General features: G+C 59.0%; 22 protein-coding genes. 7 read left to right on the top strand and 15 right to left on the bottom strand.

Annotated features, from left to right (window positions below; translation table 11 throughout):
• Window positions 1–112: 112 nt before the first annotated feature.
• From ACUN0G_RS17955 to rplM, 8 genes are all read right to left on the bottom strand, one after another.
• Window positions 113–862 carry a FadR/GntR family transcriptional regulator gene (locus tag ACUN0G_RS17955; protein ID WP_008437251.1) on the bottom strand — a complete coding sequence of 250 codons (750 nt, stop codon included), beginning with the start codon at window positions 860–862 and terminating at the stop codon, window positions 113–115.
• A 170-nt stretch (window positions 863–1032) separates the two neighbouring features.
• A complete protein-coding gene (locus ACUN0G_RS17950; protein ID WP_003216051.1) occupies window positions 1033–1452 on the bottom strand; it encodes a ClpXP protease specificity-enhancing factor in 420 nt (139 codons plus the stop codon).
• Between the two features lie 17 nt (window positions 1453–1469).
• Window positions 1470–2087 (bottom strand): glutathione S-transferase N-terminal domain-containing protein, encoded by a 618-nt coding sequence (locus ACUN0G_RS17945; RefSeq protein ID WP_010170749.1) that lies wholly within the window; start codon window positions 2085–2087, stop codon window positions 1470–1472.
• 145 nt (window positions 2088–2232) lie between these two features.
• A complete protein-coding gene (locus ACUN0G_RS17940) occupies window positions 2233–3012 on the bottom strand; it encodes a cytochrome c1 (protein ID WP_445573942.1) in 780 nt (259 codons plus the stop codon).
• Window positions 3012–4223, bottom strand: a complete 1212-nt coding sequence (locus tag ACUN0G_RS17935; protein ID WP_076014447.1) for a cytochrome b — start codon at window positions 4221–4223, stop codon at window positions 3012–3014. The genes ACUN0G_RS17940 and ACUN0G_RS17935 overlap by 1 nt, the downstream gene beginning before the upstream one ends.
• Window positions 4223–4819, bottom strand: a complete 597-nt coding sequence (petA, locus tag ACUN0G_RS17930) for a ubiquinol-cytochrome c reductase iron-sulfur subunit (RefSeq protein ID WP_003216040.1) — start codon at window positions 4817–4819, stop codon at window positions 4223–4225. The genes ACUN0G_RS17935 and petA overlap by 1 nt, the downstream gene beginning before the upstream one ends.
• A gap of 266 nt (window positions 4820–5085) precedes the next feature.
• Window positions 5086–5478: a 30S ribosomal protein S9 gene (rpsI, locus tag ACUN0G_RS17925; protein ID WP_003216038.1), complete on the bottom strand. Its 393-nt coding sequence runs from the start codon at window positions 5476–5478 to the stop codon at window positions 5086–5088.
• A gap of 14 nt (window positions 5479–5492) precedes the next feature.
• Window positions 5493–5921 (bottom strand): 50S ribosomal protein L13, encoded by a 429-nt coding sequence (gene rplM / locus ACUN0G_RS17920; RefSeq protein WP_003216032.1) that lies wholly within the window; start codon window positions 5919–5921, stop codon window positions 5493–5495.
• Window positions 5922–6169: 248 nt separating this feature from the next.
• On the opposite strand from rplM, the gene ACUN0G_RS17915 reads away from it, so the two are divergent.
• Window positions 6170–7210 (top strand): NADP(H)-dependent aldo-keto reductase, encoded by a 1041-nt coding sequence (locus ACUN0G_RS17915; RefSeq protein WP_445573941.1) that lies wholly within the window; start codon window positions 6170–6172, stop codon window positions 7208–7210.
• A 158-nt stretch (window positions 7211–7368) separates the two neighbouring features.
• On the opposite strand, the gene ACUN0G_RS17910 is transcribed toward ACUN0G_RS17915, so the two are convergent.
• Window positions 7369–8505 (bottom strand): acyl-CoA dehydrogenase family protein, encoded by a 1137-nt coding sequence (locus ACUN0G_RS17910; RefSeq protein ID WP_445573940.1) that lies wholly within the window; start codon window positions 8503–8505, stop codon window positions 7369–7371.
• A gap of 219 nt (window positions 8506–8724) precedes the next feature.
• On the opposite strand from ACUN0G_RS17910, the gene ACUN0G_RS17905 reads away from it, so the two are divergent.
• A complete protein-coding gene (locus tag ACUN0G_RS17905) occupies window positions 8725–9645 on the top strand; it encodes a GlxA family transcriptional regulator (protein ID WP_172834601.1) in 921 nt (306 codons plus the stop codon).
• 123 nt (window positions 9646–9768) lie between these two features.
• Here the strand turns inward: ACUN0G_RS17905 and zapE are convergent, their stop codons facing one another.
• From zapE to ACUN0G_RS17890, 3 genes are all read right to left on the bottom strand, one after another.
• A complete protein-coding gene (gene zapE, locus ACUN0G_RS17900; protein ID WP_421552050.1) occupies window positions 9769–10863 on the bottom strand; it encodes a cell division protein ZapE in 1095 nt (364 codons plus the stop codon).
• 78 nt (window positions 10864–10941) lie between these two features.
• Window positions 10942–12297 carry a tryptophan--tRNA ligase gene (locus ACUN0G_RS17895; protein ID WP_445573939.1) on the bottom strand — a complete coding sequence of 452 codons (1356 nt, stop codon included), beginning with the start codon at window positions 12295–12297 and terminating at the stop codon, window positions 10942–10944.
• Between the two features lie 16 nt (window positions 12298–12313).
• A complete protein-coding gene (locus ACUN0G_RS17890; protein WP_445573938.1) occupies window positions 12314–12943 on the bottom strand; it encodes an alpha/beta hydrolase in 630 nt (209 codons plus the stop codon).
• Window positions 12944–13090: 147 nt separating this feature from the next.
• Between ACUN0G_RS17890 and ACUN0G_RS17885 the strand changes: the two genes are divergently transcribed.
• Window positions 13091–13528 carry a YhcB family protein gene (locus tag ACUN0G_RS17885; RefSeq protein ID WP_445573937.1) on the top strand — a complete coding sequence of 146 codons (438 nt, stop codon included), beginning with the start codon at window positions 13091–13093 and terminating at the stop codon, window positions 13526–13528.
• Between the two features lie 198 nt (window positions 13529–13726).
• Here ACUN0G_RS17885 and ACUN0G_RS17880 read toward each other — a convergent pair whose 3' ends face one another.
• From ACUN0G_RS17880 to ACUN0G_RS17870, 3 genes are all read right to left on the bottom strand, one after another.
• A complete protein-coding gene (locus ACUN0G_RS17880; protein ID WP_445573936.1) occupies window positions 13727–15451 on the bottom strand; it encodes an ABC transporter ATP-binding protein/permease in 1725 nt (574 codons plus the stop codon).
• A gap of 100 nt (window positions 15452–15551) precedes the next feature.
• On the bottom strand, window positions 15552–16112 hold the full coding sequence (locus ACUN0G_RS17875) for a response regulator transcription factor (protein WP_003216016.1): 561 nt from the start codon (window positions 16110–16112) through the stop codon (window positions 15552–15554).
• On the bottom strand, window positions 16105–17367 hold the full coding sequence (locus ACUN0G_RS17870; protein WP_076016515.1) for an ATP-binding protein: 1263 nt from the start codon (window positions 17365–17367) through the stop codon (window positions 16105–16107). The genes ACUN0G_RS17875 and ACUN0G_RS17870 overlap by 8 nt, the downstream gene beginning before the upstream one ends.
• A 206-nt stretch (window positions 17368–17573) precedes the next feature.
• Between ACUN0G_RS17870 and ACUN0G_RS17865 the strand changes: the two genes are divergently transcribed.
• The 4 genes from ACUN0G_RS17865 to ACUN0G_RS17850 all read left to right on the top strand — a co-directional run bounded on the left by ACUN0G_RS17865 (window position 17574) and on the right by ACUN0G_RS17850 (window position 25380).
• Window positions 17574–18287, top strand: coding sequence for an SIMPL domain-containing protein (locus ACUN0G_RS17865; RefSeq protein WP_445573935.1), 714 nt, complete (start codon window positions 17574–17576; stop codon window positions 18285–18287).
• Between the two features lie 193 nt (window positions 18288–18480).
• Window positions 18481–21789: a dermonecrotic toxin domain-containing protein gene (locus tag ACUN0G_RS17860; protein ID WP_445573934.1), complete on the top strand. Its 3309-nt coding sequence runs from the start codon at window positions 18481–18483 to the stop codon at window positions 21787–21789.
• 102 nt (window positions 21790–21891) lie between these two features.
• A complete protein-coding gene (locus ACUN0G_RS17855; RefSeq protein WP_445573933.1) occupies window positions 21892–23493 on the top strand; it encodes an ABC transporter substrate-binding protein in 1602 nt (533 codons plus the stop codon).
• Between the two features lie 258 nt (window positions 23494–23751).
• On the top strand, window positions 23752–25380 hold the full coding sequence (locus ACUN0G_RS17850) for an ABC transporter substrate-binding protein (protein ID WP_177077925.1): 1629 nt from the start codon (window positions 23752–23754) through the stop codon (window positions 25378–25380).
• Window positions 25381–25562: the final 182 nt, after the last annotated feature.

Here is a 25562-nt window from a genome sequence, read left to right as displayed (position 1 = left end):
GCTGTCGAGCCCTGGCGAGGCTGCGATGGGAGCGACTCGGTGAACCTGCCGGACCTCAGCGCCTGCATCGCAGCCTCGCCGAGGCTCGACAGCTCCTACATTTGAATAGGCATTAGCCGCGCTGGGCTTCTGCCTCTTCATGGGCATGGCGCAGCCGCTCACGGCTGTTGGTCAGGTGCAAACGCATGGCCGCCCGTGCCGCGTCCGAATCCTGGCGAGCGATCGCCTCATAGATCTCTTCATGTTCGCGGCTCAGGCGGCTCATGTAGTGCTGCTGGTCATCATGGGCCAGGCGTGCCGAGTTCAGCCGCGTGCGTGGAATGATGCTGGTGCCCAGGTGGGTCATGATGTCGGTGAAGTAGCGGTTGCCGGTGGACAGGGCAATCTGCAGGTGGAACTGGAAGTCCGACGCCACCGCATCACCGGCGTGAGCCGCACTTTCGTTCAGGGCATCGAGGGCTGCACGCATGCCGGCCAATTGCTCATCGCTACGCCGCTGGGCAGCAAGCCCGGCAGACTCCACTTCCAGGCTGATCCGCAGTTCAAGAATGGCCAGTACATCCCGCAGGGTCACGACAGTAGCCGGGTCGATCCGGAAACCGCTGGGGCTTGGCGTATCCAGCACAAAGGTGCCGATGCCATGGCGGGTTTCCACCTGCCCGGCCGCCTGCAATCGCGAGATGGCTTCACGCACCACGGTGCGGCTGACCCCATGGGCGTCCATGATCGCCGACTCGGTGGGCAGTTTGTCGCCACGTTTGAGTTGGCCGTCGCGGATCTGCTCGGACAACACCGTGACCAATTCCTGGGCAAGGCTGCGGCGCTTGCGGGGAAGACGAGGGGCGGCGCTGGAGTTTTCCATGATGAATCATCTGTCTCGGCGATCTGAAGCACGCATGATAGCCCATGGCGGTTGTACGATCACCGTCCTGTCATGACTTTCATCCATAACTGACGAGGTTTTCCCCAGGCAAAAAAATGCCCCGGCATCACCGAGGCATTTTCAACACTGGCTCAAGGGCCTGCGCCTTGTTACTTCACCACTTTCAGACTCGGCCGACCGCTTGGGCGCGGTGGCTCGGAATCCGGCGGCGGCACATCATCTTCGCCTTCGAGCTCGATCGCTTCGTCATCCTCAAGGGACGACTCCAGATCAAACACCATGCCCTGGCCATTTTCCCGGGCGTAAATCCCGAGGATGGCGCCGATGGGCACGAACAGCGTATGCGGCACACCGCCGAAACGCCCTTCAAAGCTGACCGCTTCATTGTCCATGTGCAGGTGTCGCACGGCACTGGGTGAAACGTTCAGGACGATTTGTCCGTCACTGGCAAAACCTTGCGGTACCTGAACCGCGGGAAACTCGGAATTGACCAGCATGTGCGGGGTGCAATCGTTGTCCACTATCCACTCATAGAGCGCGCGGACCAGGTAAGGTCGACTGGAGTTCATCAACGGCTCCTTAAGCCTTAGCGCATATCGCGTTCGACACCAGACAGACTCGCCTGGAAAGCCTCACGCGCAAACTGGCGCTCCATGTAGTCAAGCAGCGGCTTGGCAGGCCGCGGCAATTCAATGCCCAAAATCGGCAAGCGCCAGAGTATGGGTAATAGGCAGCAATCCACCAGACTTTGTTCCTCGCTGAGGAAAAAAGGTTTGTCGGCAAATAACGGCGAAACACCGGTCAGGCTCTCGCGCAATTCCTTGCGCGCCTGAACCCGGGCCGCTTCTTTGCTGCGTGAATCCAGAATCAGGTCCACCAGGCCACACCAGTCACGCTGGATCCGATGGATCAGCAGGCGGCTGTTGGCACGCGCCACCGGATATACCGGCAACAACGGCGGATGGGGATAACGCTCATCCAAGTATTCCATCACCACGGTTGACTCCCACAACGCCAGGTCACGATCGACCAGGGTGGGCAAGCTGCCGTAAGGGTTCACTTCGATCAGTTTCGGCGGGTGACGACCAGCCTCCACAGTAATGATCTCTGCGCTGACACCCTTCTCTGCGAGCACGATGCGTACTCGGTGGGAATAGTGGTCGGCGGGGTCGGAGTAACAGGCCAACCGATTGGTCACGCCCATGGCGGTCCTCCTCGCTTGTTGAAATTATCGGAAGCTCAAAAACGAGCGCGCCCAGTGAGCATCTCCGTGACGCCTGGATAAACCAGACTTACCTTCAGAGATGCCGCTGGGCGCGCAAGATTAACAGCAATTACTTACGGTTGGATCAATGCACATCCTTCCAGTATTCGCGTTTCAGCAGATAGGCGAACACGAAGAAGAAGGCCAGGTACAGCAACACATAGGTACCAATGCGCTGATGCTGCAGCTTCACTGGGTTGGCCGAGTAGGCCAGGAAGGTCACCAGATTCTTGACCTTCTCGTCGAACTGCTCTTCGTTCAGCGCGCCGGTCTTCGGCACTATGGTCAGCTGATCGCACGCTTCATGAGTCAAAGGCGTACCGGTAAGCGGATCATACTGCTTCTTGCCGTCTTCGACGATTTGTACTTGCTTGCATCCTACCACTTGGCGGCCTTGCAGGCCGACCAGAACGTTAGGCATACCGACGTTCGGGAACACTTTGTTGTTCACGCCGTAGGGACGCAACGGGTCTTCGTAGAAAGATTTCAGGTAGCCGTAGAGCCAATCGGTGCCACGCACACGGGCCACCAGGGTCAGGTCGGGCGGTGCAGCCCCGAACCAGGTCTTGGCGTCGGCAGGCTGCATGCCGATGGTCATGTGGTCGCCGATCTTCGCCCCCGTGAACACCGAGTGGCTGAGCATCACGTCATGGGGAATGCCCAGGTCGTCGGCCACACGCTCGTAACGCTGGAACTTGGCACTGTGGCAGCCCATGCAGTAGTTGGTGAACGTACGCAGCCCGTCCTGCATCGCGGCCTTGTCCGACACGTCGATGTCGACTTTTTCCAGCTCTGGGCCGTGTTCAGCGGCGAAAGACAGCAGCGGCAGGGCCGCAAGAATGAATGCAACGAATAATTTTTTCATCAGCCAGTCACCCTATCCGGTACCGGTTTGGTCTTCTCGAGCCGGGTGTAGAACGGCATCAGAATGAAGTAGGCGAAGTACAGGAACGTGCAGACCTGCGACAGCAACGTACGCTCCGGGGTCGGCGCCAATACGCCCAGTACACCCAGGATCACGAACGAAATGCAGAACACCCACAGCCAGATCTTGCTCAGCCAGCCCTTGTAGCGCATGGACTTGACCGGACTACGGTCGAGCCAAGGCAGCACGAACAGCACCGCAATCGCCGCCCCCATGGCGATCACGCCCATGAGCTTGTCGGGAATCGCCCGCAAGATCGCGTAGAACGGGGTGAAGTACCAGACCGGGGCAATGTGTTCCGGAGTCTTGAAGGCGTTCGCCTGTTCGAAGTTCGGTTTCTCGAGGAAATAACCGCCCATCTCCGGGAAAAAGAACACGATCGAGCAGAAGATGAACAGGAACACCACCACGCCGACGATATCTTTCACGGTGTAGTACGGGTGAAACGGAATGCCGTCCAGCGGTACGCCGTTTTCGTCCTTGTGCTTCTTGATGTCCACGCCATCGGGGTTGTTCGAACCCACTTCGTGCAGTGCCAGAATGTGCAGCACCACCAGACCGAGAATCACGATGGGCAAGGCCACCACGTGCAAGGCGAAGAAGCGGTTCAGGGTGATCCCGGAAATCAGGTAGTCACCACGAATCCACTGGGTCAGGTCGTTGCCGATGACCGGGATCGCACCAAACAGCGAGATGATCACCTGGGCGCCCCAATAGGACATCTGGCCCCACGGCAGCAGGTAGCCCATGAAGGCCTCGGCCATCAGCGCCAGGTAGATCAGCATGCCGAACACCCATACCAGCTCGCGAGGCTTCTGGTACGAGCCGTAGAGCAAGCCGCGGAACATGTGCATGTAGACGACGATGAAGAACGCCGAGGCGCCGGTGGAGTGCAGCAGACGCAGGATCGAGCCGTACTCGACGTCGCGCATGATGTATTCGACGGAGGCGAAGGCTTCTTCGGCCGACGGGGTGTAGCTCATCGTCAGCCAGACACCGGTAACGATCTGGTTGACCAGTACCAAAAGTGCCAGGGAGCCAAAGAAATAGAAGAAGTTGAAATTCTTCGGTGCGTAGTACTTGCTGAGATGGTCTTCCCACATCTTGGTCGCGGGGAAGCGCGCATCCACCCAATCCATGAACTTGCTCATCAGGCTTTCTCCCCCTCGTCGACGCCAATGACAATGACACTGTCAGTCTCGTAGTGATGTGGCGGAACTGGCAGGTTCAGTGGTGCGGGTTGTGACTTGTAGACGCGGCCAGCGAGGTCGTAGTGAGAACCGTGGCACGGGCAAAAATAGCCCCCGACCCAGTCCTTGCCCAGGTCCGCAGGCGCCACTTCCGGACGGAAGGTGGGAGAGCAACCCAAGTGGGTGCAGATACCGATCAGCAGCAGAATCTCCGGCTTGATCGAGCGAATTTCCTTATCGACGTAAGCGGGTTGGTCGGAATTCTTCGAGTCGGGGTCGGACAACTGGCCCTCGATCTTCTTCAGATTTCCCAGGATTTCCTCGGTACGACGAACGATGAACACTGGCTGACCGCGCCACTCAGCAATCATTTGCTGGCCTGGATCGATCTTGCTGACATTCACCTTCACCGGTGCACCTGCGGCTTTCGCCTTGGCACTGGGAAACCATGACCCCACGAACGGGACCGCAGCCCCCACCGCTCCTGCAGCACCCACCACGGATGTGGCTGCTACCAAGAAGCGACGCCGGCCTGCATTCACGCCGTCATTGCTCATTCAGTCCTCTCCCATCAGCTTTGTGGCCTGTTAAATCAGGCGTCTACTAAGTGTTAAATCTGAACTTATAAAAATTTTGCCGAATGGTAATGAAAAGCCCCACGTCTGACAAGGTAATTACCCCCGGCACTGGCTCCAAGCCTTTGAGTATAGGGGCTCTACGGATGTGGCAAGTTGTCACAGAGATTTTTTTACATAAATAGCAGGCAATAAAAAACGCCCAGCTCCGTGAGGAGGCTGGGCGTTTTCTGGAACGTAAAAGCGAATTAACGCTTCGAGTACTGCGGACGCTTACGCGCTTTACGCAGACCAACTTTCTTACGTTCAACTTCACGAGCATCGCGAGTCACGAAGCCAGCTTTGCGCAGAGCGCCACGCAGGGTTTCGTCGTACTGCATCAGAGCGCGAGTGATACCGTGGCGGATTGCGCCAGCTTGACCACTTACACCGCCACCGATAACGGTGACGTAGATGTCGAACTTTTCAACGGTCTCGGTCAATTCCAGCGGCTGACGAACTACCATGCGGGCAGTTTCGCGACCGAAGAAATTTTCCAGAGTGCGGTTGTTGATCGAGATGTTACCAGTACCCGGACGCAGGAAAACGCGAGCGGTAGCGGTTTTGCGACGGCCAGTGCCGTAATTTTGAGTCGCCGACATAATGAACTATTCCGTTAAAACTTCAGTTCTTGGGGCTGCTGAGCAGCATGAGGGTGAGCAGCGCCCGCATAGACTTTCAGCTTGCGATACATGTCGCGACCCAGTGGGCCCTTCGGCAGCATACCTTTGACCGCGATTTCAATCGGGGCTTCAGGCTTTTTGGAGATCAGGCCTTCGAAGTTCGAAGACTTGATACCGCCTGGGAAACCGGAGTGACGGTAGTACATTTTGTCTTGCGCTTTGTTGCCGGTAACACGTACCTGCTCAGCGTTGATGATGACAATGTAGTCACCGGTATCAACGTGAGGGGTGTACTCAGGCTTGTGCTTGCCACGCAGACGGCTGGCGACTTCAGTGGCCAGACGACCCAGGGTCTGACCAGCGGCGTCGACGACAAACCAGTCGCGCTGAACTGTTTCTGGTTTTGCAGTAAAAGTTGTCATTCTTTAATAGCCTCAGGGGCCGCCCTGTAAATTAGACGGCGGATCTTACTGAATAGTGCGTACTTTGACAAGTCAAAGGCAGCCGGATACAGACGCTATCGGGGGCTCGGGTCGGCGCGTCCGTTCAACGGCAAGATTCTTCGGCAGGCGGCGCATCACTTCCACTGCAGAAAGAGGTGGGCAATTATGCAGATTGCCAAAAAAATTTCAACCTGCTTTTATGATTGTTTTCCCTGAAGGAGTACCCGATGGACTATCGACAGCTGGGCCGAACCGATCTGAACGTGAGCGCGATAGCCTTGGGCACCATGACCTGGGGCGAGCAGAACAGCGAGGCAGAGGCCTTCGCACAGATCGAACGGGCCAAGGCCGCGGGAATCAACTTCCTCGATACCGCCGAAATGTACCCGGTGCCGCCCAAGGCAGACACCTACGCCACCACCGAGCGCTACATCGGTAATTACTTCAAAAGCCGCGGCGACCGTGCCGACTGGATCCTCGCCAGTAAGATCGCCGGTCCCGGCAACACCATCGACTACATCCGCGATGGCAGCCTCAAGCACAACCGCAAGCACGTCGTCGAAGCCCTGGATGCGAGCCTCAAGCGCCTGCAAACTGACTGGATCGACCTCTACCAGTTGCACTGGCCCGAGCGCAGCACCAACTTTTTCGGCCAACTGGGCTACAAGCACAAGGCCGAAGAAGACCTGACGCCGCTGGAAGAAACCCTCGAAGCCTTGGATGAGCAGGTCAAGGCCGGCAAGATCCGCCACATCGGCCTGTCCAACGAAACCCCGTGGGGCACCATGAAATTCCTGGCCCTGGCCGAAGCCCGTGGCTGGACCCGCGCCGTGTCGATCCAGAACCCCTACAACCTGCTCAACCGCAGCTTTGAAGTGGGCCTGGCGGAAATCGCCATCCGTGAGCAATGTGGGTTGCTGGCGTACTCGCCACTGGCGTTCGGCATGCTCAGCGGCAAATACGAAGGTGGCGCACGCCCGGCCAAGGGTCGCCTGAGCCTCTATAGCCGCTTCAGCCGCTACTTCAACCCGCAATCGGAAGCTGCATGCAGCCGTTACGTGGCACTGGCCCGTGAGCACGGCCTGGACCCGGCGCAGATGGCATTGGCGTTTGTAACCCAGCAACCGTTCGTGACCAGCAACATCATTGGCGCCACGACCCTGGAGCAGCTGGACAGCAACATCGCCAGCGCCGACCTGAAACTGTCGGATGAAGTGCTGGCGGGGATTGAGGCGATCCAGAAGGATCATCCGAATCCTGCGCCTTGATTGACCCTGTGGCGAGGGGGCTTGTCCCCCGTTGGGCTGCGCAGCGGCCCCAAAACCTGCCATCTCAATCTGCCAGCAAGAATGAGGTGCTTTTATTGGGGCTGCTGCGCAGCCCAACGGGGGACAAGCCCCCTCGCCACATAGATCTCACTGCACCTTCAAAGCGCCCGCGCAATAATCTCCTTCATGATCTCATTCGTCCCCGCATAAATCCGCTGCACCCGCGCATCCGCCCAGGCCCGCGCAATCGGGTATTCCCACATGAAACCGTAACCCCCGTGCAGTTGCACACACTCATCCAGCACTTTGCATTGCAGGTCTGTGGCCCAGTATTTGGCCATCGCAGCCGTGGGCACATCGAGTTTGCCTTGCAGGTGCAGTTCCATGCACTTGTCGACAAACACCCGGCCAATCTGGGTTTCCGTCGCAATCTCCGCCAGTTTGAAGCGAGTGTTCTGGAAGTCGATGATCGCCTTGCCGAACGCCTTGCGGTCGCGGGTGTACTCCAGCGTCCATTGCAACGCCGCCTCGGCTGACGACAACGCCCCGATGGCCACCGTCAAACGCTCCTGCGGCAGCTCCTGCATCAGATAGGCAAAGCCCATCCCCGCCTGCCCCAGCAGATTCTCCCTGGGCACTCGCACATCCTGGAAAAACAGCTCTGACGTGTCCTGGGCCTTCATCCCGACCTTCTCCAGGCGCTTGCCCTTGTCGAAGCCCGGCGTATTGGCTTCCACCAGGAACAGGCTCGTACCCTTGGCACCTGCCTTGGGATCAGTCTTGGCGACAACGATCACCAGGTCCGCCAGGAAGCCATTGGTAATGAACGTCTTGGAGCCGTTGATCACGTACTCATCGCCATCCAGCACGGCGGTGGTCTTGACCCCTTGCAGGTCAGACCCGGCACCCGGCTCGGTCATGGCGATGGCCGTGACCATCTCCCCGGAGATCAATTTGGGCAGGTACTTGTGCTTCAGCGCCTCACTGCCGTAATGCAGGATGTACGGCGCGACAATGTCCGAATGCAGGGAGAAACCAATCCCGGTCAGACCCAGGCGGCTGATCTCTTCGATCACCACGGCGCTGTAGAGAAAGTCCGCGCCGAGGCCGCCGTACTCTTCCGGCAAATGCGAACAGAGCATCCCCGCCTCCCCTGCCTTGTTCCACAGGTTACGGTCGATGTAGCCCTGCTTTTCCCATTGCCCGTGGAACGGCGCCGCGTCTTTTTCGAGGAAGGTGCGCACGCTCTGGCGGAAGAGTTCGTGCTCCGAGCTGAACAAGGTTCTGGGAATCATGGGTCACCTGCGTGAATTGTCGGACAAGACCGGATCACAGAGCCTAAGCCGCGAAGGCGTCACAGGACACTGGACACATGCGACAAAAAATAAGACGATCCAGCCGTCTGGTGACCACTTTCCCCTATAAGAATAAATGAAATTATGTCTAACCAAATCTCCACGCCTTTGCGGCGCGTCAGCATTTTGGCCATTGATCGGGTATTCGCTTCAACCCTCATGCAAGCCAAGGATTTCTTCCACCTCGCGAGCCTGCGCTACGGCAAACAGCTGGGCCAGGGCCTTACTCCCGCTTTCGAAACGCGCCTGGTCAGCCCCGATGGGCAATCGGTGCGCAGCTTCAGCGATGTGATCATGCCGGTGGACGGCGGCCTCGAAAACGCCGACATCATCGTGCTCCCGGCCTTCTGGGACGACTTCGACTCACTGTGCCAACGCTACCCGCAAGTGCTGCCCTGGCTGCGCGAACAACATGCCCGTGGCGCCGTACTGTGCGGCGAAGCCACCGGCGTGTTCTGGCTCGCCGAAGCCGGCCTGCTGGACGGCAAGGAAGCGACCACCTACTGGCGCTTCTTCAACGCCTTCAGCGAACGCTTTCCCAAGGTGCAACTGAACCAGGACAAGCACCTGACCGACGCCGACAACCTCTACTGCGCCGGCGGCACCACCTCGGCCTGCGACCTCTACATCTACCTGATCGAACGCTTCTGCGGCGCCAACATCGCCCAGGCGGTGGCCCGCGACATCCTTTACGAAGTGCAGCGCAGCTATGCGCCCGGACGCATCGGTTTTGGCGGCCAGAAGTTGCACCAGGACGTGATCATCCTGCAGATCCAGCATTGGCTCGAAGAGCACTTCGCCGACAAGTTCCGTTTCGAAGACGTGGCACGGGAACACGGCATGAGCATCCGCAACTTCATGCGCCGCTTCCAGACCGCCACGGGCGACAAGCCGCTGCATTACCTGCAACGCCTGCGCATCGAAACGGCCAAGGGCTTGCTGTCCGGCAGCCGCAAAAGCATCAAGACCATCAGCTACGAAGTGGGCTACGACGACGCGAGCTTCTTTGCGCGGCTGTTCCGGCAGCACACCGAGCTGTCGCCCAATCAGTACCGCCAGCAATTCCAGCAGGCGGCATAGGTCGCCCTGACTGTAGGAGCGAGCTTGCTCGCGAAGGTCGTTAACGAAAACGCGGGGCATCTGAAGCCCCGCGTTGTCATTGAGTTCTTCGCGAGCAAGCTCGCGCCTACAGGGGGCTAGCGCTTAAGGCTTGTGCGCCCGCGACAGGAACTCGTGGGACTGCATTTCGAGCAAGCGGCTCAAGGTCCGTTGGAATTCGAAGTTCAAGCGGCCGCCGGTGTAGAGATCCTTGAGTTCAACTTCCGCCGAGATGATCAGCTTGACGTTACGGTCGTAGAATTCGTCGACCATGTTGATAAAGCGCCGCGCGATGTCGTCGGTGGTGACGCTCATCTGCTCGACGCCGCTCAGGATCACCGCGTGGAAGATCTTGCCCAGTTCGATGTAGTCGTTCTGGCTGCGGGGGCCGTCGCACAGTTCGCGGAAGTCGAACCAGGCCACGTCGTCGCAGGTGCGCAGCGCGATGATTTCGCGATTTTCGATGATCAACTTGTCGTTTTCCACCGCCTGGGTGCATTCCGGCGTCAGCGCGCGGAAGCTTTTGCGCAGGCTTTCCTGGGCCACTTCGTTGAGCGGGAAGTGGAACAGTTCGGCTTGCTCAAGGTGACGCAGGCGGTAGTCGACGCCGCTGTCGACGTTGACGATCTCGGTGTTCTGCTTGATCAGGGCGATGGCCGGCAGGAAGCGTGCGCGTTGCAGGCCGTCCTTGTACAGGCCGTCAGGCACGATGTTCGAGGTGGCGACCAGGGTCACGCCATTCTTGAACAGCTCTTCCATCAGGGTGCCGAGGATCATCGCGTCGGTAATGTCGGAGACGAAGAACTCATCGAAACAGATCACCCGGGCTTCTTCCGAGAAACGCTTGGCGATGATGGTCAGCGGGTTCTTTTCGCCCGGCAGGGTCTTCATCTCTTCGTGCACGCGCTTCATAAAGCGGTGGAAGTGAGTGCGGACCTTTTCCTTGAACGGCAGCGCCTCAAAGAAGGTATCCACCAGGTAGGTCTTGCCCCGGCCAACACCACCCCAGAAGTACAAGCCCTTTACCGGCGTGTGGTCTTTCTTGCCAAACAACTTGCTGAACATGCCCGGCTTGTTCTGCGAGGCCTGGACCAGATCGTCGTACAGGCGCTGCAAATGGCGCACCGCAGTTTCCTGGGCAGCGTCATGGAAGAATTCAGGGCGTTTCAGATCAGCTTGATATCGTTCTAGGGGCGTCATAATTCGTTAGCAAGGCAACAAAAACGGGCCGCCACTGTAACGACGGCCCTGAAGAATGGCAATTAACCCTTGGTCGGGTCAATCCTCGATTGGGGTCAACGCAACGCGCAAGGCTTCGATCGCGGCATCCCGCGAGGCGCTGTCGGCGAACGCCGGGCTATCGGCGACGGCAGCACCTTCCAGCCATACGCTGAAGCTCAGGGCTTCGCTGCGCACATCCAGCGCCTGACCCGATTGCAGCTGCTTGGTCACCGCGCCGGCGGTTTTACCGTCGGCAAAGTTACGCGACAGCAGCAGTTGCTCGCCTTCGGCCGCCAGCAAACGGAAGCGGAAGCTGCCGTCGTCTTCGCGGAAGCTGACAAAGCGCGCGGCTTTCGCAGCTTTCTTCTTGGTGGTGGCGGCAACGGCGACCGGGTTGACGAACGAGCGCAGGCCCACCGCTTCACGCAGTTCGGCCAGGAACGGTGCAGCCACGGCGCGGGCCTTCCTGGCACCGATCAGCAGCAGGTCTTCCATGTCCGACGGACGCGACATCAACTGGTGGTAACGCTCGCGCGCTTCGCCCAGTTGGCCGTCCAGCAGTTGGAACAGACGGTTCTTCGCCTCGCCCCAGCCCAGGCCTTGCAGCAGCTCGCCGCGGAACTCTTCTTCCTGAACCTTGGTGGCAAACGCCTGGTACAGGGTGAACAGGTGCGAGTTGTCCGGATCCTTGGCTTCGCCCGGCGCGCGGGAGTCGGTGACGATCCGCGAGATCGCGTCCTTCATGTCCTTGGCGCTGGTGAACAACGGGATAGTGTTGTCGTAGCTCTTGGACATCTTGCGGCCATCCAGGCCCGGCAAGGTGGCGACGCTTTCTTCGATCAGCGCCTCGGGCATGGTGAAGAATTCTTTACCGTTGCCGAACAGGTGGTTGAAGCGCTGGCCAATATCGCGGGCCATTTCCACGTGCTGGATCTGGTCACGACCGACCGGCACCTTGTGGGCGTTGAACATCAGGATGTCCGCGGCCATCAGCACCGGGTAGCTGTACAGGCCCATGGTGATGCCCGCATCCGGGTCTTCGCCGTTCTCCAGGTTCTTGTCCACCGAGGCCTTGTAGGCGTGCGCACGGTTGAGCAGGCCCTTGGCCGCCACGCAGGTCAGCAGCCAGGTCAGCTCGGGGATTTCCGGGATGTCGGACTGGCGGTAGAAGGTTACCCGGTTCACATCCAGGCCACCGGCCAGCCAGGTCGCGGCGATTTCCATGCGCGAGCGCTGGATGCGCTGCGGGTCATCGCACTTGATCAGGGCGTGGTAGTCGGCCAGGAAGTAGAAGGAGTCGGCATTGGCGTCCTGGCTGGCAAGGATCGCCGGGCGAATCGCGCCGGCGTAGTTGCCCAGGTGCGGCGTGCCGGTGGTGGTGATGCCGGTGAGGATGCGGGTACGGGTCGTCATGGGTGATCGCTTGTCATCAATTCGAAAGACGTGGCAGCACAAGATCCTTGAGATCGGTCAGCTTGCCATGAAAAAAGTGTCCGCATTCTGCCACTTTCAGCAGCTCATGGGGGCGATTCAGGGCGGCGGACCAGTCGTAGACGAGTTGTGGGTCGACCACTTCGTCGGTTTCCGGCTGGATCACGGTCAATGGGCAGCCTTGTGGCAGCACGTCGTTATCCCGCAGGCGCATCACCGCCGCGGCCACCATGAACAGGTGCGCGAGTTTTTCGCCCTTGGCTTCCAGGCGGCCGCCGAGGGTGGCCGCCACAAACCCACCGAAGGAAAAACCCAGCAGGGTAATCGGCAGGTCGGGATGTTTTTCACGCAGCCAGGCGGCGGCGGCTTCGGCGTCGTCGACTTCACCGGTGCTCATATCGTGCGCACCGGCGCTGGCGCCGACACCGCGATAATTGAAACGTAACGTGATCAAGCCGGCATCCCGCGCGGTGCGTTGCAGGGTCGATACGACTTTGTTGAGCATGGTGCCGCCCTGCACCGGGTTAGGGTGGCAGATCAGCGCCAGGCCACGTGGCTCGGGGTGATCCAGATACAGGGCTTCCAGTTGGCCTACCGGGCCATCGATCAAAACGGGGGTTTCACGCATCAGCAAGGAAGGAACTCCGTGACCTCTCAAGGGGTCGACTCGTCTAGCTAAAAGTCTGTGCATGGCATCATTGCGAGCTTAATCGCGGTATACAGCGCAGGTCCGAGCCGTTAACGTAAAGCAAAGCCGTTTATAGAGGAAGGACTCGTGGAACACTCGCTCTTAGTTTGGTTGTTGCCGACTCTCGCCTTGGTTGCCGGTGTCGCCATTGGATTCCTGGTTGCCCGCCTGCTGCCGAATGCCGCGCCTAACCGCACGCAGCGTCAGTTGGATGGCATTCAGGAACGTTTTGACAGTTATCAGAACGAGGTTGTTACCCACTTCAACAGCACCGCGACCCTGGTGAAAAAGCTCACTCAGAGCTATCAGGAAGTACAGGATCATCTCGCCGAGGGTGCCAACCGCCTGGCCCTGGACGACATCACCCGCCAGCGACTGCTGGCCGCGCTGCATTCCGATGCACCGCACGCTCCACGGGAACGCCTGACCCCACCCCGGGAAAACCAGGAACCGCCACGGGACTACGCGCCAAAAACGCCAAACGCCCCGGGGATGCTGGATGAGCATTACGGCTTGAAGAAGTAATACCTTTTCAAGCGACATGAAAAAGCCCGGCTGATCGATGATCAGCCGGGCTTTTTTGTTGGTCGCAGGTCGACCAGACAACACTGATCCAATGTGGGAGCGGGCTTGCTCGCGAAGGCGGTGTGTCAGTCACCCGATGTATTAACTGGCCCACCGCCTTCGCGAGCAAGCCCGCTCCCACATTGACCGCGCCCTGCCTCAGGACACGGGTTGTTCTTGCAGCTGCCCGTCCTGTATCCGCACATGCCGCCCATGGAATCGCTTGAGGCTGCTGCGATGCCCGACGCTGACGATGCTCAAGCCCGGCAACTCATCGATCAACGCCTGATACAGCGTCGCCTCATCTTCCTCGTCCATCGCCGACGTGGCCTCATCCATGTACAGCCATTGCGGTTCAAACAACAACGCCCGGGCAAACGCCAGGCGCTGCTGCTCACCCGGTGACAACATGCGCTGCCAGTGATTGGCTTCGTCCAGGCGTGGGATCAGGTGCGCCAGGCGGCAGGTTTCCAGGACCTGTGCATAACGTTCCGCCGGGTACGCGCCCTCCTCCTGTGGATAACTCAACACGCCACGCAGCGTACCAATCGGCAGATACGGCTTCTGCGGCAGGAACAGGTAACGCTCGGCCGGCAAACGAATGTTGCCGTGGCCGTTTGGCCACAAATTGCCCATGGCCCGCAGCAAGGTTGATTTGCCGCTGCCGGAACGACCGCTGAGCATCAGGCGCTCACCTTCGGCAACCGTCAGGTTGGCGCCTTCGAGCAGGTGACGACCATCCGCCAGGTCCAGGCAGAGGTTGTTCATCTGCAGGTCACCACCCTGGCGCTGCAACTCGATGCCCATGTTGCGACCTTCATTTTCGTCCATCGCCTCGCCGAAGCTCAGCAGACGATCACAGGTCGCGCGCCAGCTGGCCAACACGGTGTACGCGTCGACAAACCAGCTGAGGCTGCCCTGCACACTGCCAAACGCCTGGGCCACCTGCATCAGTACGCCCAACTCGATCTTGCCGGCAAAGTAACGCGGCGCAGCCACCACAAACGGGAAGATGATCGCGATCTGCGAGTAACCGCTGGTGAAGAAATTCAAGCGCTTCTTGAGCTGCATGATGCTCCAGAAGTTGCTCCATACCCGCCCGAAACGCGCACTCAGTTGCTGGTGTTCATTGGGCTCGCCATTGAACAGCGCGATGCTTTCCGCGTTCTCCCGCACCCGCACCAGGCTGAAACGCAAGTCAGCCTCGAAGCGTTGTTGGCGGTTGCTCAAGCCGATCAGTTTTCGACCAATCAAGTGGGTCAACCAACTGCCCAGCACCGCATACACCAGCGCTGCCCAGAACATGTAGCCGGGAATGGTGATGCCCCACACTTCGATGCTGCCGGACACGCCCCACAAAATCACCGAGAACGACACCAGGCTTACCAGGTTACTGATAAAACCCAGGCCCAGGCTCAGGGTGCTGCTGGTGAAGGCGTTGAGGTCTTCGGAGATACGTTGGTCGGGGTTATCGGTGTACCCGCCGTATTCCAGGTGGTAGTAGTTCTTCTGGCTCAGCCACTTGGCAAAATAGGTTTCGGTCAGCCAGCGCCGCCAGCGGATGGTGAGCATTTGCTGCAAATAGGAGGTGAACACCCCGGTGACGATTGCCACCACGGCGATCACGCTGAAATACATCAGCAAGTGGGTGAAGGCGTCGTAGTCCTTCTTTTCCAGGGCGTTGTAGAAGTCACGGTTCCAGCTGTTGAACCACACCGACACCGCCACACTGAACAGTGACAGCCCCAGCACCACCAGCAGCAACAGCCAGGCCTTGCCCTTCTCCTCACTGCGCCAGTAAGGGGTGATCAGCGCCCACACTTTCCTTAAAAATTGCCCACGCACCGCGTCATTGACCGCGGAATACTCAGCGTTCTGATTCATTGTTCAGGCTCGGTAGGAAAAAAATAACAGGCGTTTGAACCGATCATAGACGATCGGTTCAGGGCTCCGTGCGGCCTGAAGCAGATTGTTCAGTCGCCGTTCAACGTCGAACCGGGCGTTTCTGCAACTTGCGTTGCAACGTTCGTCGGTGCATGCCCAGGGCGCGGGCCGTAGCGGAAATATTGCCTTCGTGCTCGGTCAATACGCGCTGGATGTGTTCCCACTGCAGGCGGTCCACCGACATCGGGTTTTCCGGCACCAGGGTGTCGAGGTCGGCGTGCTCGGAGAGCAAGGCGGCCAGCACGTCGTCGGCGTCTGCCGGCTTGCACAGGTAGTTGCACGCGCCACGCTTGATCGCCTCGACGGCGGTGGCAATGCTGGAATAGCCGGTGAGGATCACCACGCGCATTTCCGGGTCCAGCTCCAGCAGCTTGGGCAGCAGCACCAGACCGGAGTCGCCGTCCATTTTCAGGTCCAGGGCCGCGTATTCCGGCAGGTCGGCCGTGGCGATGGCCAGGCCTTCCTCGGCGGAGCCTGCGGTGCTCACGCGAAAGCCACGACGGCTCATGGCGCGGGCCATCACGCGGGTAAAGGTGGCGTCGTCATCTACCAGCAACAGGTGCGGCAGTTCTTCGCCTTCGACTTGGATCTCGTCACTCATCGATGTCTCCTCGTGCGACACGGGGCAGGCGCAGCTCGGTGAGCGTGCCGCCTTCCTCATGACTATAGAGTTTCACTGAGCCGCCCGCGCGAGTCACGCTGGCCTTGCTCAAAAACAGGCCGAGGCCGAAGCCTTTGCCCTTGGTGGTAAAGAAGGGCTTGCCGATCTGCTCGGCAATCGCCAACGGAACGCCGGCGCCGTGGTCGCGAATGCTGATGGTGAGGTCTTCCGCGTCCCAGTCCAGGGTCACTTCCAACCCTTCCGGGCAGGCATCGGCGGCGTTGTTCAGCAGGTTCAGCAGCGCCTGGGTCAAGTCCGGCGGCGGCGCCATGCGCGGCACCGTGCCCTGGCCCAGCAGGTGGAAACGGTAGCTGGCTTCGGGACGCATCAGGTGCCAGCGGTTCAGGGCCTCGTCCAGCCACTGGGTGACGTCCTGCATCTCCACCGCGAGACGGCGATTGGCCTCGGCGGCGCGTACCAGTTGTTGCAAGGTCAGCTTGCACTGCTTGACCTGTTCCTGAAGCACACTCAGGTCGTCTTGCAGGGCCGGGTCGTGGTGGTCCTGGGTCATTTCCTTGAGCAGTACGCTCATGGTCGCCAGCGGCGTGCCCAATTCATGGGCCGCGCCGGCGGCCTGGGTGGCGACGGCCAGCAACTGCTGGTCCCGCAGGCCTTCTTCACGGCGAATGGCGCGCAGTTCTTCCTGGCGGCGCAGCTCTTCCGCCATCCGCGCGGCAAAAAAGGTGATGACCGCCGCCGACAGGGCAAAGCTCAGCCACATGCCGTAGATCTGCAGGTTTTCCCGGGCGATGGGAAAGGTCTGTAACGGATAGAACTGCGCCAGCAGCAGGGTGTACAGGGTCAGGGCGATGCCCGACAGCACTACCGAATAGCGCCACGGCAGCGTCACCGCCGCAATGGTCAGTGGCACCAGGTAATAAGAAACGAAGGGGTTGGTGGAACCGCCGGAGAAGTAAAGCAACACACTGTGGATAAACAGGTCGCAGGCCAGTTGCAGGGAGTATTCCAGTTCGGTCACCGGCCACGTGGTGCGCAGGCGAATGGCGGTAAATACGCACAGTACCGTGGAAAACCCGAGGGTCACGGCCAGTTGCAGCCAAGGCAGCGGCAACAGGTTGAACCAATAGGCGAGCCCGACCGAACCGGCCTGCGCGGCCAGTACCAGGGTGCGGATGAACGTCAGGCGCCAAAGGTTCTGGCGGGTGGCGGAAGTCAGTTTTACGGCGGCGAGCATGAGCTCTCCCGATGAGCGCTGCAGGCGGATCGCACGGAGTATAAACGAAGCGACGGCGCTGGCACGGCGTGTGTGGCTCTTTGACGCAGGGGTCAGGAACATGACCGTTCGTCGGCATCCGTCAACATGTAGCGAATGTGTAAACCCGAAGAACTGAAACCTTGCGTCTACAGTCTTACCGAACACGAACATCTCAAGGAGCTTACATGTCTCGTTTCATTCGCAGTGCAGCCACCCTCACCCTCGGCGCCGCTACCCTCGCCAGCCTGCCGGCCATGGCCGCTGACGAACTGCATTACAACCAGATTTCCCTGCGTGCCGAAGTCAGCCAGGAAGTGGCGCGCGACCAGATGATCGTCACCCTGTACACCGAGTCGCAGAACACCGACCCGGCCAAGCTTGCCGCCGAAATCACCACCACCATGAACAAGGCGCTGGCCCAGGCCCGGGAAGTCAAAGGCGTGACCCTGCGCCAGGGCAGCCGCAACAGCTACCCGATCTACGACAACAAGAACCAGAAAATCACCGGCTGGCGTGAACGCGCTGAACTGCGTATGGAAAGTGCCGACTTCGCCGCCCTGTCCAAGCTCACTGGCGACATGCTGACCAACCTGAAAATGGACAGCATGGATTTCGCCATCGCCAACCCGACCCGCAAGGCCAGCGAAGATGCTTTGCTTAAAGAAGCGGTCACCGCGTTCAAGGCCCGTGCACAACTGGCCACCGATGCGCTGGGCGGCAAGGGCTACAAGATCGTCAACCTGAACTTCAACACCAACGGTTATCCACATTCGTATGCACGTGGCGGGATGATGATGAAAGCCGCCGCGATGGATTCGGCGCCGACGCCGGAAGTTGAAGCGGGCACCAGCCAGGTCAACATGACCGCGGATGGCGTGATCGAAGTCCAGATGCCCTGATTGAGTGGTACCCGAGTTGCAATGACGCTGCCTACGGGCAGCGTTTTGTATTCAGGTGAGAACATATTCTGTAAATCACCTCTGAATTCATTACGGAATCGACACTCCGGTTTTCGACACCTATATATACCCCCCATATTGACAGGGATTGCTCTGCGGGTATGTGTCCAAACCACTATCGAGTATCGCAACCATGTCCCATCATTTGTCTCCGTCCCAACAGAGCTTAAGTACCCACTTCCTGCAGCCGTCAGCCTCAATGAAGGCACCGCCCATTCCACACCCCAGCGTTCACAACACGCTCCCCCCTACCCCAGCACGACCGTCGCAAGGTGAAGCCGCAGCTCCCGGGGACCCTGGCCTGATCCAGGCCTACATCGGGGCGGTACAACGTAAGGTTGAAGGTCACACACCCGGCCTGGTCAAGGTCCCCTCCCAGACGGTGTTGGGCCAATGGCTTGAGCTGCATCGCTCGCAACTGGAACACCCGGTTATCCAGGGCTGGATGCGCGAGCAGAACATTGACCCGTCCACCCTGTCGGTCGTGCCTTCCACTGGTGCCATGTCCGCCAACGTCAACGGCGTGAAGAAGGACTTTTCGCTGACCGACGGTTCAGGCTGGGCACAGGTTTCTGGGCCCCTTCTGACGTCCGCCCAGGTTATCGCGCCCGGCGCCGGTCAGGCGTTACACATACGCTCAGACGAAAATACGGTGAATGTCAGCGCGAAAGTGATCGCAAACTTCTACGGCATACCGCTCCCCGCCAACCTTGCGGAGGCTAGAACACAGCTAAGGCAACTGGAGCGCAACCACTCTTTCGGCGCCATTGCCACCGATGACCGCCGGCGGCCCGCCAACCTGCGCTCGGCCCAGGCGCTGGAAACCCAGAAGGCCAATACCGAAGCATTCAATAGCGTTGCACCGCAGAAGCTGGCCTATTCAAACCTGGCAAACAGTGTGGCTAACGCCTTTCCCAGTGTGCACAACGAAGCCAAACAGTGGGCGAAGGAGCTGATCGAAAAAGCGACCGGGCAAACCAATGTCGACCCCGACACCCTGTACCTCAACCGCTTCCGCCATGGCCAGAGCGCCTCGCCCGGCACCGCGACCGGCGCGATGCACATGAATGAAGAACCTTTCTATTCCAAACGCCTGCCGGATGCACTGCTGGATAACTTTTCCGAACATGACTGGAACCCCGGTCAAATTGATGCTGAAGCCGGCATCTATACGGCGGGGCCCGGAGAAAGTACCAAGGGCGGCTATGGTGCCCACAACCAGTTCCCCCTTGCCCCTTCGACGCTGATGCACGAAACCTGGAAAACCGACTTCCAGGGGCGCATGACCAGCAAAATAAATGACTTCTGGAACACCCATGGGGATGCCTATCGCACCACCCTCAAGGGGCAATTCGTCCAACAGGCGCGCCAGCAACTGAGCGCCTATGAAGCCAAGTCCCCCGCCGAAAAAAAGCTGATGCCGGCCGAGCACCAGTTCACCCGGGATGACTATCGCCTGGTCATGAAGGCGGCGTCCAACCTTCCTCAGGCCGAAAAGGCGCCGCTGACTGTCGACCAACTGAAGGCTGAAGCGCCGGCCAAAGATCAGTTGCGGGCGTACCCTTTCGATATCAACGGCTGGGGTTCCAGCGACATCATCCGGTTCGCCGTCCTTGATGACGGCCAGTACAACTACCAGAACAATCGGCGCGACGGCCTGCAGATTCTCTACATTCCCGGTGCCACACCAGCATTCCTGAGGTTCGCCTCCCTGGACAAAATGGATGAGTGGGTGGTCGAGCAGGCCAAGGACCCGAAAAAGCGCGAGGCCCTGGCTTCGCACTTCTCCCAACTCGACCGCCAGGACGGCGGCCCGCTGGGCAAATCCGGGGTCGACGCCTCATTGGCGCATTTGGCCAACGGCGATTGGTCGAAGATGGAGGGCGAAACGATTGATCGCAACCCCGTGCACATCGAGGGTGACGTCTTCAGTCAAATGCGCGACCAGGCCAAGGCACGGATGACCAGCGATGCGGACACCTCGATCAAATCCAACAGCGAAGTAACCCGCGATACCTGGCTTAATGACGTCTCCACCGCCCTCAAGATATTCGCCCCCATGGCGCCTGGCGGAGTCGCCGCGGCCGCCACCGTCGGGGCCTTGGGCGTCACGGAGCTGGCGTTAGGCGCGGAAAAAACCGCATCGGGCGACACCCAGGCAGAACGCAGCGACGGCGCCTGGAAAACCTTCGATGGTGCGCTCAACACCTTGTTTTCCGCCGGTGCGAGCGGGAAGGTCGAAGACCCGTTTGCAGCGCCTCGTGAAAACGTGACGACGCTGCCCGGCCAGGGCAACACACTCAATACCCTTGATCAAAGCCGTGCAGGCCGTGGTTTGGCTGACCGGTTACAGCCTTCGCAGGCGGGCAACATCAGTGACCATGCGGTAGCGGATGGCCAGCGCCTGATTGCAAACCGCACGCCCAACAGCAAGGGCATCTATCAGGTCAAGGACACTGACGGTGCTGACCAGTGGCTGATCCGCCACACCGACAGCAGTGGTATGAGCAAGGTTTACGAGATCAGAGGGGATTTCAAACTCAGTGACAACTATGTGCAGATTATTGACCCTGCCACCCGCAAACCGGTGATGACGGTGCAGTCCAACGGTGACGGCGGGTGGGTGCGCGATACGCTTCAAGGGGGCTGGCCGTGGTCCCGGTCCACGTCGACTTCACCCAGTACTCCGACAGCACCTGGACCGAAATTCTCCGAGCTCTTTGTGGACAACAAGGGGGTGAAAGTCAGTGATGCCGAAAAGTTTGATAGCTACCTGAACCTGGTGCTCGACAAAGACCTTGTGCCAAACGACATTGTTTATGCCGACGGCTCCAAGATGAAAAGGAAGCTCAGCGTTTCCTGGACAGTCGACGACAACGCATTCGCCGTCAGCGCAGGTGAAAAGGCAAGGGAATCCCCCTATTCAAACACCCAATACTCATCCAGCTTTGCGCCTGATCTGAATCGCGAAAACTATACGATTAAGAAAACCGAAGCCGGTGTGGAATCACGTACGGAGTTGAATTTCAGGGTAGAAGATGAACACGACACCCTAAGTCACAGGTTTGCCACATTCGAGGAGCAGGTGCCTGACCCGGCGTTACGCGCCCGAATTTCCGAGGTAGCCCACCAAGGTTCATCGTTACCGGCATTGCTTGAACTGTCGCAACCGTTGTTGAAGGATGATTACAGCGTCGCCGCAGGCCCGAAGAACTTTACTATCAATTACAACCCGGCAAGCAATGAACATACCGTCATCGCCGAAACGAACTGGGTCCTTAAATATGCAACGGAAGATGGCATGATTATCAATCGGGACCTGGATATAAAAAGTACCCGGACATTCACAATACGTGAAAGGAATGAGGTTGCTGGGGACAATTACACTATCGACAAGTCAGCGCCGACCACAATAGAAATCTCCACGCCAACGAGCATCTGATCGCATTCCCCTCGCCAGTCAGATGATGGGCCCCTACCTGGCAGCACTAAACGGCGGTAACCTCGGTAACCGCCGTTTTTTTGTGCCATCTCTGGGGTCTCCATGGAAAGAATCGCCTTTAAACCGCTTCTCCTCGCTGCCGGCCTGCTGGCGTTCATGCCTCTGGCCCAGGCGGCCAGCACCCTGGTCTACTGCTCCGAAGCCAGCCCCGCCGGCTTCGACCCCAGCCAGTACACCAGCGGAACCGATTTCGATGCCTCCGCCGAAACCGTGTTCAACCGCCTGACCCAGTTCAAGCGCGGCGGCACTGAAGTCGAACCCGGCCTGGCGACGAGCTGGGACGTGTCCAAGGACGGCCTGACGTATACCTTCCACCTGCGGGATGGCGTCAAGTTCCACACCACTGACTACTTCACCCCCACCCGGGACTTCAACGCCGACGACGTGGTGTTCACCTTCCAGCGCCTGCTGGATCCCGAGAGCCCGTTCCGTAAAGCCTACCCGTCGGAATCGCCCTACTTCACCGACATGGGCTTGAACACCACCATCAAGAACGTCGGAAAACTCGACGAGCACACCGTGCGCTTCAACCTGAACAACGTTGACGCCTCCTTCGTGCAAAACCTGGCCATGAGCTTCGCCTCGGTGCAGTCCGCCGAATATGCCGCGCAGTTGCTCAAGGAAGGCAAGGCCGCCGATATCAACCAGAAGCCGGTGGGCACCGGGCCGTTTGTGTTCAAGCGGTACCAGAAGGATTCGCAGATTCGCTACAGCGCCAATAAACAGTATTGGAAACCCGACGATGTGAAGCTCGACAACCTGGTGTTCTCGATCACCCCGGACGCCGCCGTGCGCCTGCAGAAACTCAAGGCCGGCGAGTGTCAGGTCAGCGGTTATCCGCGCCCTTCCGACATCGAAGTGATGAAGCAGGACCCCAATCTGCGGGTGCTCCAGCAAGCCGGCTTCAACCTGGGCTTTCTCGCCTACAACGTGACCCATCCGCCCCTGGACCAGCTCAAGGTGCGCCAGGCCTTGGACATGGCCATCGACAAGCCGGCAATCATCAAGGCCGTGTATCAGAGTGCCGGACAATTGGCGCAGAACGCCCTGCCTCCGGCGCAGTGGTCTTATGACCCGACGATCAAGGACGCGCCCTACGATCCGGCCAAAGCCCGGGCGCTACTAAAAGAAGCAGGGGTTGCACCAGGTACCACCCTCAACCTGTGGGCGATGACGGTCCAACGCGCGTCGAACCCCAACGCCCGGATGTCGGCGCAGATGATCCAGCAGGATTGGGAAAAGATCGGCATCAAGGCCAATATCGTCAGCTATGAGTGGGGCGAGTACATCAAACGCGCCAAAGCCGGCGAGCATGACGTGATGATCTACGGCTGGACCGGCGACAACGGTGACCCGGATAACTGGCTCGGCGTGCTCTACAGTTGTGCTGCGGTGAAGGGCAGTAACTATGCGAAGTGGTGTAACCCGGCCTACGACAAACTCGTGCAGCAGGCCAAGGTCAGCAGCGACCGTGAGCAACGCATCAAGTGGTATCAACAGGCACAAAAAATCCTTAAGGAACAAGTACCTATAACACCTATCGCAAACTCGACGGTTTTCCAGCCCCTTCGAAAGGAAGTACAGGACTTCAAGATCAGTCCATTTGGACTCACACCGTTCTATGGCGTCAGTCTGAATAAGTAACAGCCACGCCCCAACCGGGTGCGCCAGACGCCTCGGTTGGGCATTCCTGGTGCGCCCCTCGCACCGAAAAAACCCCTCAAAAATGCAAAAATGTGTCTGAACTTACACATATGCGACATTCGTGTACGTTCGTACCACTGTTTAGCCGTTGTAGGCTCTCAACATCTTGCATTGGGTATGGGCCCTGCATAAGTATCCGCAGGTCGACTCACGAGGTCGCCCTCACTACCAAAAATGACAACAAATCATGAGGCCAACATGCTTAAACACGCAGTCATTCCGTTATTAGTCAGCGCCGGTTTAATGGCTGCTGCACCTTTCGCCCAAGCGGCGAGCAACCTGGTGTTCTGCTCCGAAGGGAGCCCGGCCGGTTTTGATCCAGGCCAGTACACCACCGGAACAGACTTCGATGCTTCGGCCGAAACCATGTTCAACCGTCTGACCCAGTTTGAGCGCGGCGGCACCGCTGTTGTTCCTGGGCTGGCCACGACCTGGGACGTTTCCCCGGATGGCCTGACGTACACCTTCCACCTTCGTGAAGGCGTCAAGTTCCACACCACCCCGTACTTCAAGCCAACTCGTGAATTTTCGGCTGACGACGTACTGTTCACTTTCAACCGGATGATCAACAAAGACGATCCGTTCCGTAAAGCCTACCCAACCGAGTTTCCGTACTTCACGGACATGGGTATGGACACCAACATCAAGAACATCGAGAAAGTCGACGCCCACACCGTCAAGTTCACCCTTGGCACTGTGGACGCTGCTTTCATCCAGAACCTGGCCATGAGCTTCGCCTCTATCCAGTCGGCTGAATACGCCGCCCAACTGTTGAAGGAAGGCAAGGCACAGGACATCAACCAGAAGCCAATCGGCACTGGTCCGTTCGTGTTCAAGAGCTACCAGAAAGACTCCAACATCCGTTACACCGGCAACAAGGATTACTGGAAGCCTGAAGACGTGAAGATCGACAACCTGATCTTCGCCATCACCACCGACCCGTCGGTGCGTATCCAGAAGCTGAAGAAAAACGAATGCCAGGTGACCCTGTTCCCACGTCCGGCCGACCTCAAGGCACTGGGTGAAGACAAGGACCTGAAACTGCCGCACCAGGCCGGTTTCAACCTGGGCTACATCGCCTACAACGTAATGCCGGTCCTCAAGGGCCAGACCGCGCCTAACCCGCTGTCGGACATCCGGGTGCGTGAAGCCCTGGACATGTCGGTGAACAAGCAGCAGATCATCGACTCGGTTTACCAGGGCGCAGGCCAGCTGGCCGTCAACGCCATGCCGCCTACCCAGTGGTCCTACGACACCACCATCAAGGATGCGCCGTTCGACGTGACCAAAGCCAAGGCTTTGCTCAAGGAAGCCGGCGTCAAGGAAGGCACCGAGATCACCCTGTGGGCGATGCCGGTCCAGCGTCCGTACAACCCGAACGCCAAGCTGATGGCTGAGATGCTGCAGAACGACTGGAAACAGATCGGCCTGAAAGTGAACATCGTCAGCTACGAGTGGGGCGAGTACATCAAGCGTTCCAAAGGCGGCGAGAACCAGGCCATGATCATTGGCTGGAGCGGCGACAATGGTGACCCGGACAACTGGTTGAACGTGCTGTTCGGCTGCGATTCCCTGGCCGGCAACAACTTCTCCAAGTGGTGCGACAAGAAATTCGACGGCATCGTGAAAGAAGCCAAGGCAACGTCCGACGTAGCCAAACGCACCGAGCTGTACAAGCAGGCGCAACATATCCTCAAAGACGCAGTCCCGATGACACCTATCGCGCACTCGACGGTGTATCAACCCATGCGCAACAACGTGCAGGACTTCAAGATCAGCCCATTTGGCTTGAACTCCTTCTACGGCGTGAGCGTAAGCGGCAAGTAAGGAGCTCTGGCGGCGACGTTTCATAACGTCGCCGTTATTGCATCCGCCAAGGCCGTAGGAAACAGACCACCTCCGCACACGCTGCCGTCCTACGGCAGCTAACTGCGAATCGCGGTGCCGTTACCTACAAGGTCTGTCAGATTCGTTGCATTTACTGCCCGGCTCCCGACCCATAACGTCGT

This window comes from Pseudomonas sp. 32A (assembly GCF_052682255.1).
Note: the sequence above shows the minus strand (reverse complement) of the source record. Positions and strands in the feature narration are given on the sequence as shown.